This is a genomic window from Streptomyces sp. NPDC048277, assembly GCF_040652235.1.
GTDB lineage: Bacteria > Actinomycetota > Actinomycetes > Streptomycetales > Streptomycetaceae > Streptomyces.
On sequence record NZ_JBEZLQ010000008.1, the window covers coordinates 312,038 to 328,219 of the forward strand.

A 16,182-nucleotide genomic window follows, 5' to 3' on the forward strand; every position below is an offset into this window, starting at 1 on the left:
CCGCTCCGGAGCGGCGGTTCCGATGGAGCCGCGAACGAAACGGTTTCGTACACATCGGAGCGTAGACCACTTCGAGCGAAACGGCAACGTTTCGCTGGGGGAGGGGGTGGGGCGCGGGGGTGCCTGTGTCATTGATGTATTCCTTGACGGGAATATAACTGTGCGGGCATATTGGATCCATGTCCGAAGACGCGCTCTGGAGCGCCCTGGCCGACCCCCACCGAAGGGCCATAGTCGGCCTTCTCCTGACGCGCCCCCGGCCCGTCGGAGAGATCGTGGACGCTTGCGGCCTCAGCCAGCCGAGCACCTCCAAGCACCTCAAGGTGCTGCGGGAGGCCGGTCTGGTCCGGGTGCGGCAGGACGCCCAGCGCCGTGTCTACGCCCTCGACCCGGCCCCGATCGCCGAGCTCGACGCCTGGCTGGCCCCCTACCGCCGGCTGTGGAACCGCAGCCTGGACGTCCTGGGGCGCCGACTCGACGAGACGGCGGACGACCCGGAAGAACCCCCTTCGAAGCCCAAGGACTGATCCCCATGCCCGCCGACCTCACCGGCACCTACGTCACCCTCGACGACGGCCGCCCGGCCGTCCGCTTCAGCCGTCTCTACGGTCATCCGATCGACCGCGTCTGGCACTTCGTCACGGACCCCGACGAACTCGCCGGGTGGTTTCCCTCCCGCGCCGAGATCGACCTGCGCCCCGGCGGCGCGATCAAGTTCACCGGCGACCCGAACATGCCCGAGTCGTACGGCACCGTCCTGACCGTCGACCCGCCCAGCAGCCTCGCCTTCGACTGGGGCGGCGACGAGATCCGCTTCGACCTCGCACCGGACGGTGCGGACCGCACCCGCTTCACCCTCACCCATGTCCTGAGCGAGCAGAACACCGCCGCCCGCAACAGCGCGGGCTGGGAGGTCTGCCTCGCCGCCCTCGACGCCAAGGCCCGCGGCGAACGCTTCGAGGGCCCCCACGCCGGGGTCGGCGCGCCCTGGAAGGAGTACTACCAGGGCTACCTCGACGCCGGCCTGCCCTCCGGCGCACCCGTCCCGGGCCTCGACACCTGAGACCGACCGCTCACGCCAGCTGCCGCCGCACCAGCTCGTGCAGCCGTCCGCCGGTGTCGGCGAGCAGCTGGGCCGGCGGGCCCTGCTGGGCGACCTTGCCGTCCTCCATCACGACGACCCGGTCGGCGTCCATGACCGTCGACAGCCGGTGGGCGATGACGATCCGGGTGGCGTTCAGCTTGCGGGTGCTCTCGATGACCGTGCGCTGGGTGTCGTTGTCGAGCGCACTCGTCGCCTCGTCGAAGAACAGGATGCGCGGGCGGCGGATCAGCGCCTGCGCGATCATGAGCCGCTGCCGCTGACCGCCCGAGATCGCGCCGCTCCCGGCGACGATCGTGTGCAGCCCCATCGGCATCCGCTTGATGTCCTCCGCGAGGCCGGCCATCTCGGCCGCCGCCATCGCCTCTTCGGGGGTGTACGGCTCGGTGCCGCAGATGACGTCCAGGATCGAGCCGTTGAACGGCTGCGCGTGCTGGAGCACCACCCCGCACTGGCGCCGGACCGCCGACTGGTCCAGGGCGCCCAGGTCCTGGCCGTCGTACAGCACGCTCCCCGACACCGGCTTGTCGAAGCCGATCAGCAGCCGCAGCAGGGTGGACTTGCCGCAGCCGCTCGGGCCGACGATCGCCACGAACTCGCCCGGCCGGATCTCGAAGGAGACGTCGTCGAGGACGAGGGGGCCGTCGTCCGCGTAGCGGAAGGAGAGGCGGCGGGCCTCGACCGCTCCGGAGAGCGGGCCGGGGCGGGTGCTGGCCGTGCGCACCTCGGGCGCGGCCTCCAGGACCGGCTTGATCTCCTCGAAGAGCGGCAGCGCGGCCACCGCCGACACGAAGGAACCGGTCAGTGACGTGACCGCGGTGAGCAGCATCGTCACCGACGTGTTGAAGGTGAGGAAGGCCGCCGCGTCCATCGCGCCCTTCGCCGGGCCCGCGAGCAGCATGAACATCAGCAGGGTGCAGACCGGCAGGTAGACCGAACCCAGCACCGTGGTGAGGTTCTTGATCCGGCCCACCTTCTGCTGGAGCTCCCGGCTGTGCGCGAACTCGCCCGCCCAGGCCGCGTACGCGTAGTTCTCGGCCGCCGCCACCCGCAGTTTCGGCAGGCCCCGCAGAGTCTGGAAGGCCTGGTTGTTCAGCTTGTTGCCGAGCACAACCAGCTTGCGCTGCCAGCGCACCTGCCACAGTCCGAGCCCCAGGAACAGCGCGGCGATGACGACGAGCATGCCGAGCGCCGCGAACGCCATCGGGACGCTGTACCAGAACAGCAGGCCCAGGTTCATCGCCCCGACGGTCACCGACTGGGCGACCACCGGGCCGACGCCCGCGAGCAGCCGGCGGATCGCGCTGATGCCCATCGCCGCGCTCGCCAGCTCACCGGTCGAGCGCTGGGTGAAGAACTTCGTCGGCAGCCGCAGCAGCCGGTCCCAGACGGCCGGTTGCAGGGTCGCCTCGATACGGCCCTCCAGACGCAGGATGGTCAGATTCTCCAGGAGCGTGAACGCGGCCGACACCAACGCGCTGATCATCACCGCCAGGCAGACCTGCACGATCAGGTTCGTCTGGGCCTTCGGCACGTACTCGCCCAGCACCTTGCCGGTCGCGATCGGCACCAGCGAGCCGATCGCGACGGTCACCAGCCCGGCAAGCAGCAGACTGCCCAGGTCACCTCGGGTGCCCTGCAGACTGAACCGGAGCAGGCCCAGCGGGCTGAGCGCCTTGTCGGGCAGCGGCCGGTAGAACATCACCGCGCGCGGCTCGAACTCCTCCGCGTTCGCCTTCTCGATCGGCGTCTCCCGGCCGGTCGCCGGATGGACGGCCACATAGCCGCCGCGCCGCCACAGCAGCGCGACGGGAGCACCGGACAGGGCACGGTGCCCGACCAGCGGGCCGACGTTGTCCCGCCACCAGTGGCCGTCGAGCCGTACCGCCCGGGTGCGCACCCGGGAGGCCAGCGCCACCAGCTCGATCGGGTCGATGCGGTCACTCCCGGCTGGTCCCGCGCCGCTCTGCGCGGGCTCGGCGAGGGTGATGCCCGCCGCCTGGGCGACCAGCCTGCAGGCCGCGTAGGAGGCGTCGGCGTCGGCGGCCGTGGTGCGCTTGGCCGCCTTGCCGATGGAGGCGAGGAGGGTCCGGTCGGCCTGGGCACGGACCGCCTCACCGGCCTTGATGCCGGCCGCCGTACGGGTCTCGTGGGTGCGCTCCAGCTGCTCGATCCACCGGTCCAGCGTGGTGAGCAGCCGGTACTCCTGGTCGACCATGCTCTGCCAGACGCCGGGGTCCATCAGCAGGTCGGCGGCCGCCTCCGCGCCGTACAGCGAGCCGTACTGGACGCTGCCCGGCGGCACCTGCATCCAGAAGACCTCGTCGTCGGTCGGGGCCGCGGCGCGCTCGCCGGCGGTCATCGGCGCCTGGAAGAGGATGGACAGGCCACGGCCGACACCGAGCGCGAGCGCGTACTCCAGGGGGCTCGTCGTCGGCGGGACGTACTGGGGGTTGCCGTACTCGTCGTAGGACCAGGTCTGGGTGGCGGCCGGCTGGTACAGCTCGCGCAGGCCGATGCGGTGGACCACGCAGTCGCGCAACGGGCGTGCCACCAGGGTGTGTTGGGGACCCGCCACCGGACCGAGGAGCAGGGAACCCGCTTCCAGCCGGCCCAGGTGGTGCCAGTGGCCCTGCTGTTCGGCGTCCACCGCGAACAGGTCCAGGGCGCCGGACGCCACCAGCCACAGCACCTGCGGGCCTTCGAGGTCGAGGCGGGTGAAGCCGGTGCAGTCGATCCGGGTGCCCAGCGAGCCGAGGGCGCCGAGAACGAGGTCGCCTCCGTCTACGGTCGTCATCTCATCGCTCCCTGACCAGCGCGGCGTACGCCCCGCCATGTGCCACCAACTCGTCGTGCCGGCCGCGCTCCACGACCGTCCCGTGCTGGAGCACGACGATCTCGTCGCTGTCGCGGACCGTGCTCAGCCGGTGCGCGATCACCACGCAGGCACAGCCGCGCCGGCGCAGGTTGTCCATGACGGTCAGCTCGGTCTCCGCGTCCAGGGCGCTGGTCACCTCGTCGAGGACCAGGATGCTCGGCCGGCGCACCAACGCCCGCGCGATCTCCAGGCGTTGGCGCTGGCCGCCGGAGAAGTTGCGGCCGTCCTGCTCGACCTTGCTGTGGATGCCACCGGGCCGGCGCGTCACCACGTCGTACAGGGCCGCGTCCCGCAGCGCCTCCACCACGGCCTCGTCCGGGATCGAGGGGTCCCACAGCGCCACGTTGTCGCGCACCGAGCCCTCGAAGAGGAAGACGTCCTGGTCGACGAAGGAGACGGAGGCGGCCAGCGCGCCGCGCGGGATGTCCTCCAGGCGCTGTCCGTCGATGCGGATCACGCCCTCCCAGGGGGCGTACAGACCCGAGATCAGCCGGGAGACCGTGGACTTGCCGCTGCCCGAGCCGCCCACCAGCGCCACCTGCCGTCCCGGACCGACCGTCAGGTCGAAGCCGGTGAGCAGCGGCTTGTCCAGCGGGCTGTAGCCGAAGGAGATGTTCTCCAGCTCCACATGGCCCTGCAGCCGCCGGGTCGACTCGCCCGCGCCGGGGCGGGCGTAGATCGGGTCCGCCTGGAAGTTCTCCACGTCCTTGAGACGGGCCACGTCGGCCGCGAAGTCCTGGATCCGGCCCGCGACCCCGTTGAGCCGGGTCAGCGGGGCGGTGAAACGGGTGACCAGGGACTGGAAGGCGACAAGGAGACCGACCGAGATACCCCCTTCGACCGCCCGCATACCGCCGATCCACAGGATCAGCGCGCTGTTGAGGGTCGCGAGCGTCGGCGCCACCACGCCCAGCCAGGCGCTCGGCACCCCGAGCCGCTGCTGCTCCTCCAGGGTGGCCGCGTGCTGCCCTGCCCACCTGCGGAAGTAGCCGTCCTCGCCACCGGTCGCCTTCATCGTCTCGATCAACTGCAGGCCGGTGTAGGAGGTGTTGGTGAGCCGGGCGGTGTCCGCGCGCAGCTTGGCCGTCCGGGTCGCGCGCAGCCGTACGACGAACCGCATCGCCACGATGTTCAGCAGCGCCACACCGATCCCGAGGAAGGTGAGCTGCTGGTCGTAGGTGTAGAGGAGAACGGCGTAGAGCACGACGACCACCGCGTCCACGCCGGCCGCCGCGAGGTCGCGGGCCAGGGTCTCGGCGACCTGGTCGTTGGACTGGAGGCGCTGGACCAGGTCGGCCGGGCTGCGCTGGGAGAAGAAGGTGACCGGCAGCCGCAGCAGATGGCGCAGGAAGCGGGCGCTGGACAGGGTGGAGGAGACGATCCGGCCGTGCAGCAGGTTCGCCTGCTGCAGCCAGGTCAGCACCAGGGTGAGCAGGACACAGGTGCCCATCGCGGCGAACAGCACGGTGAGCAGGGAGGTCTGGCCGCCGATGAGGAACAGGTCGATGTACTGGCGGCTGAGCGCGGGCAGCGCCGCGCCCACGACCACCAGCAGCAGGCTGGCCAGCACCGCCGCCGGCATGGTGCCCGCCGTGCCGCGCAGCCGGGCCGGCATGGCACCGAGGATGCCGGGGCGCCGGCCGCCCTTCTCGAAACCGTCACCCGGCTCCAGGACCAGCACGACACCGGTGAAGCTGCCGTCGAACTCCTCCATGGGCACGAACCGGCGGCCCTTGGCGGGATCGTTGATGTAGACGCCCCGGCGGCCGAAGCGGCGGCCCATGCCGTCGTAGACGACGTAGTGGTTGAACTCCCAGAACAGGATGGCCGGGGCCTGGACGTCGGCGAGGGCCGCCAGGTCCATCTGCATGCCCTTGGCCGTGAGGCCGTAACTGCGGGCCGCTTTCAGGAGGTTGCTCGCACGGGAGCCGTCCCGGGAGACCCCGCAGGCGATGCGCAGCTCCTCCAGCGGGACATGCCGGCCGTAGTGGCCGAGGACCATGGAGAGGGAGGCGGCGCCGCACTCGACGGCCTCCATCTGGAGCACGGTGGGTGTGCGGACCGTGCCCCCGCGGCCCTTGGGGACCGGCCGCTTGGGCGGGGCGGCGCGCCGGCGGCCGCGGGTTTCCTGGGCGGTGGTCACGGGAGCAGCCAATCGACGGGTCGCTGGTCGGCCAGCCGGATCGCACCCGAGGCCAGGGTCATGGAGTCGAGCCTGAACGGCGGCCCGTCGGCCGAGGACCACTTGTAGCCGCTCTTCGTCCTCCTCGACGTGTCCAGCCGGACCAGTACGGCCACCGGGCGCCCCTTCTTGCTGAACTGCTCGCCCAGCTGGCTGTCCCCGAGGAACGCGGCGATGGACTGGGCCGACTGCGCGGAGCGGTCCACCGACTTCACATGGCCGCGCAGCACGCCGTACTCCTGGGTCGACACCGACGACACGGTCAGGTCGACCTGGGCGTCGGCCGGTATGGAGGAGGCGTTCTCGGCGGGGACGTAGACCGTCGCGTACAGCGGGTCCGAGGTGTGGGCGATCTTCTCCACGGCGGCGACGTTCGCGCCGGTCTGGATGATCTGCCCGATGGTCGCGGCGAGCGCGCTGATCCGCCCGGCGGCGACCGTGCGCACGACCGAGTCGCCCTGGCTGGTGCGGACCTTCAGGACGGGGGAGTTCGCCGGCAGCCGTTCGCCCTGCTCGGCGAGGACCGCCGTGACCTGCCCGGCGACCGGGCTCTGCAGGATGTAACTGCCCTGCCCGTGGGTGAGGATGGCCTGCGCGCTCACCGTGGACGCGACCGAACCGGTCACCGCCCACACCGAGGCCGCCGCCATCACGACGACCGAGACGGACAGCGCGAGCCAGCCCTGCGGACGGGCGAACCGCACGGGGAGATCGAGCTCCTCCGGCGACTGGAGCTTGGCGAGGGCCTGTTGGCGGAACTGCACGGAACTTCCCTCACCTAGGGGAGAGACACGGGTGTTTCAGAACGCCCGAGAGCCCCGGGGCCGGGATCCGGCTCCGGGACTCAGCGGCAACGAGGTGCGATCAGAGACCGGCGACCAGGTTGGTGACCGGCTGGGTGTTCAGGCCGGTGACACCCTCGACGGTGCCGACAACCGTGTTGACCAGGCCGGAAACCGGGGCAACGCCGTCCACCAGGCCGGTGACGGTGCCGAGAGCGTTCACGGACAGGCCGCCGGAGACGTTGTCGAGCTCGGCGTCGGAGATCTCGACGGTCTCAACCTGGGGGGTGGAGTTCATGATGGAACTTCCCTTCATATGGATATTCACAAGGGGGAGAACGGCCCCCCTACGGCCCTTCGGGACGAAACTACGGCCCTGTGGGGACGAGCGGATGGCCGCAACCGCGGGCGCCGGACGCCCGTTTCCGGGAGCCCTTCGCGGCCCCTGCGGTGCGATGGATCAAAGCACGGCCGCGGTCCGCGCATCCAATCAACCAGGCGTTTCACCTGGGCACTTGAGCCTCGGAAGGGCTCATCCGTGCAGGCGTGCGCACGCCTTGTCGCCCACTCCTTCACAAGCCGCACGACTTCGCCGCAGCGGCGAGGGTTGCCCTCCCGGTGGCGAATCCGGCACTCCGCGCCAAAGGCGCGGCAGGGGGCGTGCGGTTGTGCAGATCCGCCGCTTCCGGTGACTTGGTTGGGTATTGGATGTGCAGATTCCCTGAAGCAAGGATTCCGGTCCGTGATCGCAACGGACCGTTACTGATCGATTGCGAACCGTGTCGGTTCAGGGGTGCGGACCCTCATCCCAGGAGCGCGTAGACCGTGCTCGCCCGGGCCGCGAGCGCGCCCGAACCCCCGTCGCGCATGGTGATGTCGGCGAACACCGTCCGGCGGCCCACTGTGGTCAGCACCGCTTCGATCAGGACATCCGAACCGGTCACCGCGCGCTGGAAGGACGTCGACTGCTGGACCGTCGTCATCGGTACGAAGGCGCCCCGGGCCGCCGAGACCGCGATCACCGTCGCCGTGTCGGCGGCCGCCATCAGGGCCTGCCCCGACAGCCCGCCGCCCTCCCGTGACAACCGCTCCGACCAGGGCAGACGCAGTGTCGCCCGGTCCTCGCCCACCGCCTCGACCACCAGCCCGAGCTCAAGCACCCAGGGGGCGAAGTTGGCGGAGAGGATCTTGTCGGCTTCGGCGGTGGTCATCGTCATATGGGCGATTGTTCCCGGGCCCGCGGCGCGCCACGCGCAGCCGCGCCGCGACACGCGAGGTCGTGGCCGATTTCTGGCCAGTCCAAGGAAGTTGGGAACCGGAATTGAACGCACCACGTGACCCGCCCGTACCTATGACCATCCAGGCGCCGCTCACGAACGACTGCCCTACTACGGCAGATACTCCGTCCCTTGGAGGTCGAGAAGTTTGAGTCACAAGCGAATTCCGAAGCGCAATGCCGCGATTGCGGCGGGCGGTGTGGTGGCGCTCGGAGCTGCGGCCTTTCTGCTGCCGAACGCCAACGCGTCCCAGGACGGCAATACCGATGCCAGTGCCGCCGCTCCCAAGACCCTGAAGGCCACGGCGGCCTCGGATCTTGCGTCACAGCTCCAGGACCTGCTCGGCCAGGCCTTCGCCGGGTCCTACTACGACAGCGGCAAGCAGGAGCTCGTCGTCAATGTCATCAACGGCGACAACAACGTGATCGTCCAGGCGCAGAAGGCCGGCGCGGTCGTCCGCCAGGTCGCCAACAGCACCAAGGACCTCCAGGCCGCCGCCGCCACGCTGAAGACGAAGGCGACCATCCCGGGCACCGCCTGGGCCATCGACCCGAAGACCAACAAGGTCGTGGTCAGCGCCGACAGCACCGTCACCGGCACCAAGTGGGACACGCTGGAGTCGACGGTGAAGAGCCTCGGCTCGAACATGGCGACCCTCAAGAAGACCTCCGGCAGCTTCAAGACCTTCGTCTCCGGCGGCGACGCGATCTTCTCCCAGGTGGCCCAGGGCAGCGTCCGCTGCTCCCTCGGCTTCAACGTCACCGCCTCGGACGGCAGCCCCGCCTTCCTGACGGCCGGTCACTGCGGGGTCGCGGCCAAGGACTGGTCCGACTCGGAGACCGGCCAGCCGATCGCCACCGTGGACCAGGCCCAGTTCCCCGGCAACGGCGACTTCTCGCTCGTCAAGTACAACGACGCCACCACCCAGGCGCCGAGCGAGGTCAACATAGGCAACGGCCAGACCGTCGCCATCAACCAGGCCGAGGACGCGACCGTCGGCACCACGGTGTTCCGGATGGGCTCCACCACCGGTCTGCACGACGGCCAGGTCACCGGGCTCGACGCCACCGTCAACTTCGCCAGCGAGACCGTCCCCGGCGGCACCGACACCGTCACCGGTCTCATCCAGACCAACGTGTGTGCCGAGGCCGGCGACAGCGGCGGCTCGCTGTTCACCCAGGACGGCGGCGCGGTCGGCATGACCTCCGGCGGCAGCGGTGACTGCACCGCCGGCGGCGAGACCTTCTTCCAGCCGGTGACCACCGCGCTGCAGGCGACCGGCGCGACCCTCGGCAACGGCGGCGCGGGCGCGGGCGCCGGCGACGCCAGTGCCACGGCCGACCCGTCCGCCACCGCCAGCGACCCGGCCGCGGGCGGCGACCAGATCGGCGGCGGCACGGCCGACCCGTCCGCGACGGCTGCCGACCCCTCCGCGACGGCGGCCGACCCGTCCGCGACGGCAGGCGACCAGAGCGGGGCCGGCACCGGTGACGCGACCGGTACCGGCGACCAGACCGGCACGGGCACGGGAGACCAGTCCGCCACCGGTGCGAACGCGAACGGCTCGTCGTCCCACCACAAGAACCGCTGATCGGCCCTACCAGCGGTTCCGGCCGACGGTGGATGGCCCGGCCCTCCGGCGGGAGGGCCGGGCCAGTCGCATCCCGCGGGGTTCAGCCGTCCGGCTGAGCCCGCAGCAACAGCACCGCCACATCGTCGACACGCTCCTGCGCCGCCGCACTGTGCCGCACGAGCGTGTCGGCCAGCTTGTCCAGGGGCTGGTCGCCGTTCTCCGCGAGCAGTTCCCCGAGATCGACCAACGCGTCCTCGATGTCCACGCCGGGGGATTCGACCAGCCCGTCGGTGTAGAGGGCGAGCACCGAACCCGGCGTCAGCGCGACCTCGGTGGTCGGATACGTCGCCTCCGCGTCGATGCCCAGCAGCGGACCGCCGGCCAGGTCCAGCACCCGTACCCGCCCGTCCGGACGCCTCAGCAGCGGCGGCGGATGCCCCGCCCGGGCCATCACCGCCCGCCCCCGCTCCGGATCCAGCCGCAGATACAGACAGCTCGCGAACAGATCCGCGCCGAAGTCGATCAGCAGCCGGTTGGTGCTGCGCATCACCTCCTCCGGCGCCTGCCCGACGGTCGTGAAGGCCCGTACACCGGTACGGATCTGCCCCATCAGCCCGGCCGCCGTCACGTTGTGTCCCTGCACGTCCCCGATCACCGCCGCGGCGAGCGGCCGGGTCGGCACCAGGTCGTAGAAGTCGCCGCCGATCTCCATGCCGTGCATGGCCGGCAGATAGCGCGCGGCCGCCTCGATGCCGGCCGGCGGGGCCAGCGTGTGCGGCAGCAGGGCCGCCTGCAGACCGTGCGCCAGCTGGTTCTTCGCGTCGTAGAGCAGGGCCCGTTCCAGCGCCTGCGCGATGAGTCCGCCGAGGCTGGTCAGCACGGCGCGTTCGTCGGCGGGGAAGGCATGCGGTTCGGCGTAGGCGAGGACACAGGTGCCCACCGGCCGACCCGACGCGATCAGCGGCAGATACGCCCAGGCGGCGAACCCGTCCGGGGTGTCGCTCCGGCCCGGGTACAGCCGGTCCAGCTGCTGCCGGGACTCGAAGAACGCGGGCACACCGGTGTTCAGCACATGGGTGCCGGGCGTCCGTTCGGCCAGCGGAAGACCGTCGAACCGCTCCACGGCCTGCGGATCCTCGTACCCGCGATGCCCCAGCACATGCAGGCGCCCGCCGCGCGACCCGAGCACCACCAGGGCCTGGCTGCCGACGGCCGGGGCGACGTCGTCCGCCACGAGCTGCACCACGTCCTGCACCCCGGCGGCCTCCGTCAGCGCCCCGGACAGGCTCAGCACCTGCGAGATGGTGACCAGCCGGGGGACGGGCGCCGTGTCGGCGCGCGGCAGCGCGCCCACCATCTCGGCGACCGCCCGCGCCCGGCTGATCCGCGTGGTCAGCCCCGTCGTGCTCGGATACATCCGGAACGACAGCCAGTCGCCCGGCGGCTTCAGCGCCACGAACGATGTCACATGCTGGCTGATCAGCGCCGCCCGGTAGCGGTCCTCGTACATCGGGTCGTTCAGCCACGGCACCGAGACCCACGGCTGGGTGCCCAGCAGATCGCCGGCCTTGACCCCGAGCAGCTCGGCCGCCGCCGCGTTGGCGAACGCGACCCGCCCGTGCAGATCGAGCGAGACCAGCCCGTACGGCAGCCGCGCCACCATCCGCGAAGCCTCCACCGTGCCCAGCGTGCCGGCCACCTCCGACGCCGGCGCCGCCACCAGGTCCGGCTCGGCGCCCAGCGCACGGTTCTCCCGGGCGGCCCGCTCCAGCCGCACTGCCAGCCGCCGGCACGCCGACGTCAGCGCCTCCCGCTCCCGATCGGACAGCACTGTCGGATGCGACCCCGGCCAGGTCACGTACACCGCCCCGTACACGGTGTCCGCCGTGGCCACGGGCAGCGCGGCCAGCGCGAACGGATACGGCAGCACCACCGCGATCCGCGGATACCGGCGCGCCATGTCCTCCTCGCCGCCCACCCACACCAGCCGGCGCCCACGCACCGCCTCGGCGACCGGGATCGGCGCGCTCAGCCCGACCCGCTCCCAGGGCGCCGCGAAGGCCCGGGGCAGCCCCGCCGTCACGGCCATCTCCAGGACCGGCTCGCCGGCCGCCATCAGATAGACCCCACCGGAGTGCGCGTGGACCTTCTCCATCATCGAGGCCAGCGCGAGCGACAACACCGGCCGGCCGGCCCGGACGTCGTCGGCCGCCGGCACCGGAGGGGCCCCCATCGCGTCGGACACGCCCGACCACCTCCTCGTCCGGCCGCGCGTCGCGCCCTCGGGACCAAGGCTCCCTCGCGGCGGCGACCGGCGCACGGCGAGAGCGGCACGAGCCCCCACACCGGGCGCCCTCCGGGTACCCCGTTCGCCCCCGCACATGCCCCCGCAGTCGAAGCGCGCGACAGCGTGCGGGCACCTGGCGTGCGCCCCCGCGCAACCTGATGGCCGGAACTTCGCGCCCACGAACGGTGCCGGACGCCAACAATGGGGCACGCATTCCACACCTTGAACCGAAGAACCGAAGGACGGCTGGCTGAGGGGGCGGCGGTGATCCGGGTACTTCTGGTGCACGACGCGTGTCTGGTGAGATCGGTCCTGGCGGAGTGGTTACGCCGGGAACCGGGGCTCCATGTGTACGACACACCGTGGCACAACGCCCGGGGGCGGGTCCGGGCGGTACGGCCGGACGTGTGCGCGGCGGACCTCGACAGCTCCGGCACCCACGGTGTGCCACCGCTGGCGGACCTGCGTCCGGCGGACCCCGGCACGCCGCCGCCGAGACTGGTCGTGCTTGCCGGTGCGAACAGACCCGGGCTGCTGAAACGGGCGGCCGAGGCGGGGGCGCTGGGCTACGTCGACAAGGAGGGCGCGCCGGAACGGCTGGTGCGGGCGATCCGGAACTCGGCGGCCACGCGCTCCCCGGCACGCGCGCCGACGTGGTCCTCGGCGCCCGCCGCCGTGACGTCCCGCAGCCCCGGGCACACCTCGCCCAGTTCCCCCGCGAGCGCCTCGTCGGCGGCGAGCAGGGCTTCCTGCCCGCGGGCCAGCGGACGCAGGCTCGCCGCGAACAGGCCCAGGCCCGCGAGCAGCGGGGGCAGGACGACCAGCAGCAGCGGTGGCGCGAGGGCACACAGCCCGGCGAGGGCACCGGCCACCGTGAACACGAACGAGCGGGACACCATCACCAGTCCGGCGAGGGTGTCCCGGGCGATCTCCACCTGCTGGGTCAGCCCGGACAGCGTTCCCCGGTCCGCCTTCCGCACCCCGCGCGCGACCACCCCGGCCACCAGCCGGTCCCGCACCGGCTCGACCAGGTCGGCGACCACCCCGTACACCCGCCGCGTCCCGTACGCACCGGCCACCACCCCGCCCCCCGGCCGCCGCGAGCCACAGCAGCCCCGTCCGGGCGTCCCCGGCCAGGAATCCCGCGTCGAGCGCGCGGGCCGGGGCGTACCCGAGGAGGAAGGTCTGCCCGGTCTCCAGCAGCGACCAGCACGCGAGGCGCGCCAGTACGGCTCGGCGGGGCCGGAGCACGTGGCGGATCACGGTGACACTCCCTCGTCCGCCCACGCCCCGAACACCGCCCGGTACTCCGGATCCCGCCACAGCTCCGCATGCGTCCCCACCGCCCGCACCCGCCCCCCGTCCAGCCAGGCGACCGCGTCCGCGCGCGCCGCCGTCGTCGCGCGGTGGACGATGACCAGGCGGGTCGGTCCGGGGCCCGGAGCCAGCAGGGACTCGGCGATGTGGTGTTCGGTCACCGTGTCCGGGCTGGACAGGGCGTCGTCCAGGATCAGCAGCCGGCCGGGGTGGCCGACAGCGCCAGCAGACATCCGGCGGTTCCGGTGGCGAGGTCCATGGAGAGCCGCATCATCTGGTGCCCGGGGAAGGCGAGTTGGCCCTGGTAGGCCATGGCGAACCAGCCGAGCCCGTCGACCTGGGCGGCGAGCCGCTCGGGGTCGGCGCCGGTGCGGGCGAGGTGCAGGATCATCCCGGCACGGCCCTGGAACAAGCCCGGTTGGGCGTAGAAGCGTGAGGTGGCGGCGGTCAGGACGGCGACGCGGGCGCGCTCGAAGGCGCCGGTCCCGTCGGTTCCGTGCACCAGCCAGTCGTCGAGGACCAGCCCGATCCCCGCACTGCCGTCGCCGAGGTACGGCAGCGTGCGCCGGCCGTCGTCGACCTCCAGGCCGCCGCCCTTCCGCACCACACAACGGTCCAGGTCCCGGCGCAGCGCCTCGCCGGCCGCCGCCAACAGCCGTGCCTCGCCGCTCCGTTCGTAGCGCCGCAGCAGGAACAGCGCGGGCCCGGTCGCACCCCGCAGCAGCCCGGCCCGGCGCCCGGGCGTGTCCGGGAGCGGTTCGGTGAGCCGTCGTACGAGGATCTCGGCGGCCTCCGCGGCCCGCTCCCGCAGCTCCGGCTCACCGGTCGAGTCGGCCAGGGAGTCCAGGACCAGGCCCAGCCCCGCCAGTCCGCCGTGCAGGTCGGAGGAGAGACCGCGCCAGTTCTCCCGGAGGATGCCGTCGGCCAGGTCCAGGGCGCGTTGCCGGTGGCCGAGTCCGGCCAGGACGTGGGCGACGCCCGCGAGACCGTCGTAGAGGCCGAGCGGGGTGCCGGGCGGCGGCGGTGCGGTGCGGTCGAGGAGCCAGCGTTCGCCCTCCTCGTACCGTCCGGCACCGGCCTGGTCCAGGGCGTACAGCACCCCGGCCGCGCCGTGCGCGAGGCCGAGGCCGCCGCCGAACTGGGCGATGTCGCCGGGGAAGAGACGGTCGTCGCGCTCGGGGGTGGCGGACGCGAGGATCGCCTTGACCATCGAGTCCCGGCTGTGCGGCCAGTCCGCCGGTACGACGGGCCGCGCGGCCGGGGTGCCCCGGGTGATCTCCGCGACCGCCTCGTCCAGGAAGGCGCGCGGCACGTCCGGGAACTGACCGGCGATCACGTCCGCGAGGTGGGCCGCCTTGCCCCGGTCGACGACGAACAGCGTGGTCACCGGCAGGAAGAGGGCGAGCCGCAGACAGGCCAGCGCATAGCGGTCGACCTCGACGCCTCTGCGGTCGGGCGGGGCGAAGAAGCCCGGGTGGGCGACGATCTGACGGCCGTTCTCCTCGGCCGGGGCGGCCGCCTCGAAGTCGATGAGGAACACCGTCTCCTCGTCCGGCGCCACCATGATGTTGAAGACATGCAGGTCGTTGAAGACGATCCCGCGCGCGTGCACCGCCGCGACCGCCTCCGCCACCTTGCGGTGGATACGCAGCGCCCACTCCGTGTAGGCGCGCACGGCCCCGGGATCCGGGTCCGGGGTCAGCAGCGGATGCCGTTCGGCGAAGAAGGCGTTGAGCGGGCGCCCGTCCAGGAAGTCCGTCACCAGGAACCGGTGCTCGCCGAGCGTGAACCAGTCCCGCACCCCGGGCACCACCCCGGTGCCGGCCACCGCCTCCAGGGCCGCCTTCTCCCGGGCGAGCCGGGCGACGGCGTCGGCGCCGTCGGCCGCGAGCCCCGCGTGCGGCCGCCCCTCCTTGAGCACCACCCGCCGCCCGTCCCGGGTGTCGGTCCCGGCGTACACCCCGCCGCCGTTGGAGAAGTGCAGCGCCTTCTCGATCCGGTACGGCAGCTCGCCCACCGTCGTGGCGTCCCGTGCTGCCAGCTGCGGCCGCAGGAACTCCGGCAGTGTCACCCATTCGGGGACCTGGAAGGAGGGCGCCCGCCGGTCCGGCACCAGCCGCCCCGCGCCGTCCCGTACCGCCGTCACCAGCGAACCGCGCTCGTCCACCACGTAGGAGCGCGCGAAGGCGCCGTAACGGACGTACAGCGGACCGTCGTTCCAGCGCAGGTCGGTCAGGATGTACGGCCCCTCGAAACCTTCCAGGAGCGCGCCCAGTCCGCGCAGCACCTCCTGCAACCGGTCCTCGTCGGCCGGGTAGAGCGTGACGAACTTGCCGCTGGTGTCGCGGCCCGCGTGCTTGGCGTTGCGCAGGTGCAGCAGATGCGGTCCCGGCACGAACTTGAACGGGATGCGACGCGGCACGCAGTAGTCCCACACGACCGCCGCGATCCGCTCCGCGTTCGCCCGGGTCGCCGAGGAGTGGACCTTCCAGCCCTGGGCCGGCGACGGCAGCGGTGCCCCGTCCGTGCCGAGCGGAGTCATCGTCAGCCAGTCGCCGGACCGCGTCGTGTGCCAGCCCTCCGGCACCGTGCGACGCGCCGTCGCGAACAGCGGCTCCGCCTTCGGTCCGGCGGCCCCGAGCCGGTCGGGCGTGTCGTAGAACTGCCCGTCGGCGAGCGCGTACACCTCGTACCGTCTGTCCATCCGCCGCCCCCTCCGTGGCCCGGCCACCGACACTTGCAGGCGCCGTACGGTCGCGGACAGTCATGTCTGTCATGAGATCG

General features: G+C 72.2%; 10 protein-coding genes and 2 pseudogenes. 3 read left to right on the forward strand and 9 right to left on the reverse strand.

Annotation, left to right across the window (positions count from 1 at the left end):
• Positions 1 to 179: 179 nt before the first annotated feature.
• Together AB0D85_RS20225 and AB0D85_RS20230 are read left to right on the forward strand one after the other, a co-directional pair.
• Positions 180 to 527: a metalloregulator ArsR/SmtB family transcription factor gene (locus AB0D85_RS20225; RefSeq protein ID WP_362321901.1), complete on the forward strand. Its 348-nt coding sequence runs from the start codon at positions 180 to 182 to the stop codon at positions 525 to 527.
• A gap of 5 nt (positions 528 to 532) precedes the next feature.
• Positions 533 to 1,063 carry an SRPBCC family protein gene (locus AB0D85_RS20230; RefSeq protein ID WP_362321904.1) on the forward strand — a complete coding sequence of 177 codons (531 nt, stop codon included), beginning with the start codon at positions 533 to 535 and terminating at the stop codon, positions 1,061 to 1,063.
• 10 nt (positions 1,064 to 1,073) lie between these two features.
• On the opposite strand, the gene AB0D85_RS20235 is transcribed toward AB0D85_RS20230, so the two are convergent.
• From AB0D85_RS20235 to AB0D85_RS20255, 5 genes are all read right to left on the reverse strand, one after another.
• Entirely contained in the window at positions 1,074 to 3,899 is a 2,826-nt protein-coding gene (locus AB0D85_RS20235; RefSeq protein ID WP_362321906.1) for an NHLP bacteriocin export ABC transporter permease/ATPase subunit, read from the reverse strand.
• Between the two features lies 1 nt (position 3,900).
• Positions 3,901 to 6,123 (reverse strand): NHLP family bacteriocin export ABC transporter peptidase/permease/ATPase subunit, encoded by a 2,223-nt coding sequence (locus AB0D85_RS20240; protein WP_362321908.1) that lies wholly within the window; start codon positions 6,121 to 6,123, stop codon positions 3,901 to 3,903.
• Positions 6,120 to 6,926, reverse strand: coding sequence for an HlyD family efflux transporter periplasmic adaptor subunit (locus AB0D85_RS20245; RefSeq protein ID WP_362321910.1), 807 nt, complete (start codon positions 6,924 to 6,926; stop codon positions 6,120 to 6,122). Before AB0D85_RS20245 ends, AB0D85_RS20240 begins: the two co-directional genes overlap by 4 nt.
• 100 nt (positions 6,927 to 7,026) lie before the next feature.
• On the reverse strand, positions 7,027 to 7,242 hold the full coding sequence (locus AB0D85_RS20250) for a type A2 lantipeptide (RefSeq protein WP_132894275.1): 216 nt from the start codon (positions 7,240 to 7,242) through the stop codon (positions 7,027 to 7,029).
• Positions 7,243 to 7,747: 505 nt separating this feature from the next.
• Positions 7,748 to 8,161, reverse strand: a complete 414-nt coding sequence (locus tag AB0D85_RS20255; RefSeq protein WP_362321913.1) for a PaaI family thioesterase — start codon at positions 8,159 to 8,161, stop codon at positions 7,748 to 7,750.
• A gap of 208 nt (positions 8,162 to 8,369) precedes the next feature.
• Here AB0D85_RS20255 and AB0D85_RS20260 point away from each other — a divergent pair, with 208 nt between their 5' ends.
• Positions 8,370 to 9,812, forward strand: coding sequence for a S1 family peptidase (locus tag AB0D85_RS20260; protein ID WP_362321915.1), 1,443 nt, complete (start codon positions 8,370 to 8,372; stop codon positions 9,810 to 9,812).
• An 82-nt stretch (positions 9,813 to 9,894) separates the two neighbouring features.
• Here AB0D85_RS20260 and AB0D85_RS20265 read toward each other — a convergent pair whose 3' ends face one another.
• The 4 genes and pseudogenes from AB0D85_RS20265 to lanKC all read right to left on the reverse strand — a co-directional run bounded on the left by AB0D85_RS20265 (position 9,895) and on the right by lanKC (position 16,102).
• A complete protein-coding gene (locus tag AB0D85_RS20265) occupies positions 9,895 to 12,027 on the reverse strand; it encodes a GAF domain-containing SpoIIE family protein phosphatase (RefSeq protein WP_362321993.1) in 2,133 nt (710 codons plus the stop codon).
• Positions 12,028 to 12,692: 665 nt separating this feature from the next.
• Positions 12,693 to 13,344, reverse strand: a pseudogene (locus tag AB0D85_RS20270) (ABC transporter ATP-binding protein); the annotation flags it as partial.
• Positions 13,341 to 13,610, reverse strand: a pseudogene (locus AB0D85_RS20275) (ABC transporter ATP-binding protein); the annotation flags it as partial. The pseudogenes AB0D85_RS20275 and AB0D85_RS20270, both read right to left, overlap by 4 nt.
• Positions 13,592 to 16,102, reverse strand: a complete 2,511-nt coding sequence (lanKC, locus tag AB0D85_RS20280; protein ID WP_362321917.1) for a class III lanthionine synthetase LanKC — start codon at positions 16,100 to 16,102, stop codon at positions 13,592 to 13,594. The gene lanKC and the pseudogene AB0D85_RS20275, both read right to left, overlap by 19 nt.
• Positions 16,103 to 16,182: the final 80 nt, after the last annotated feature.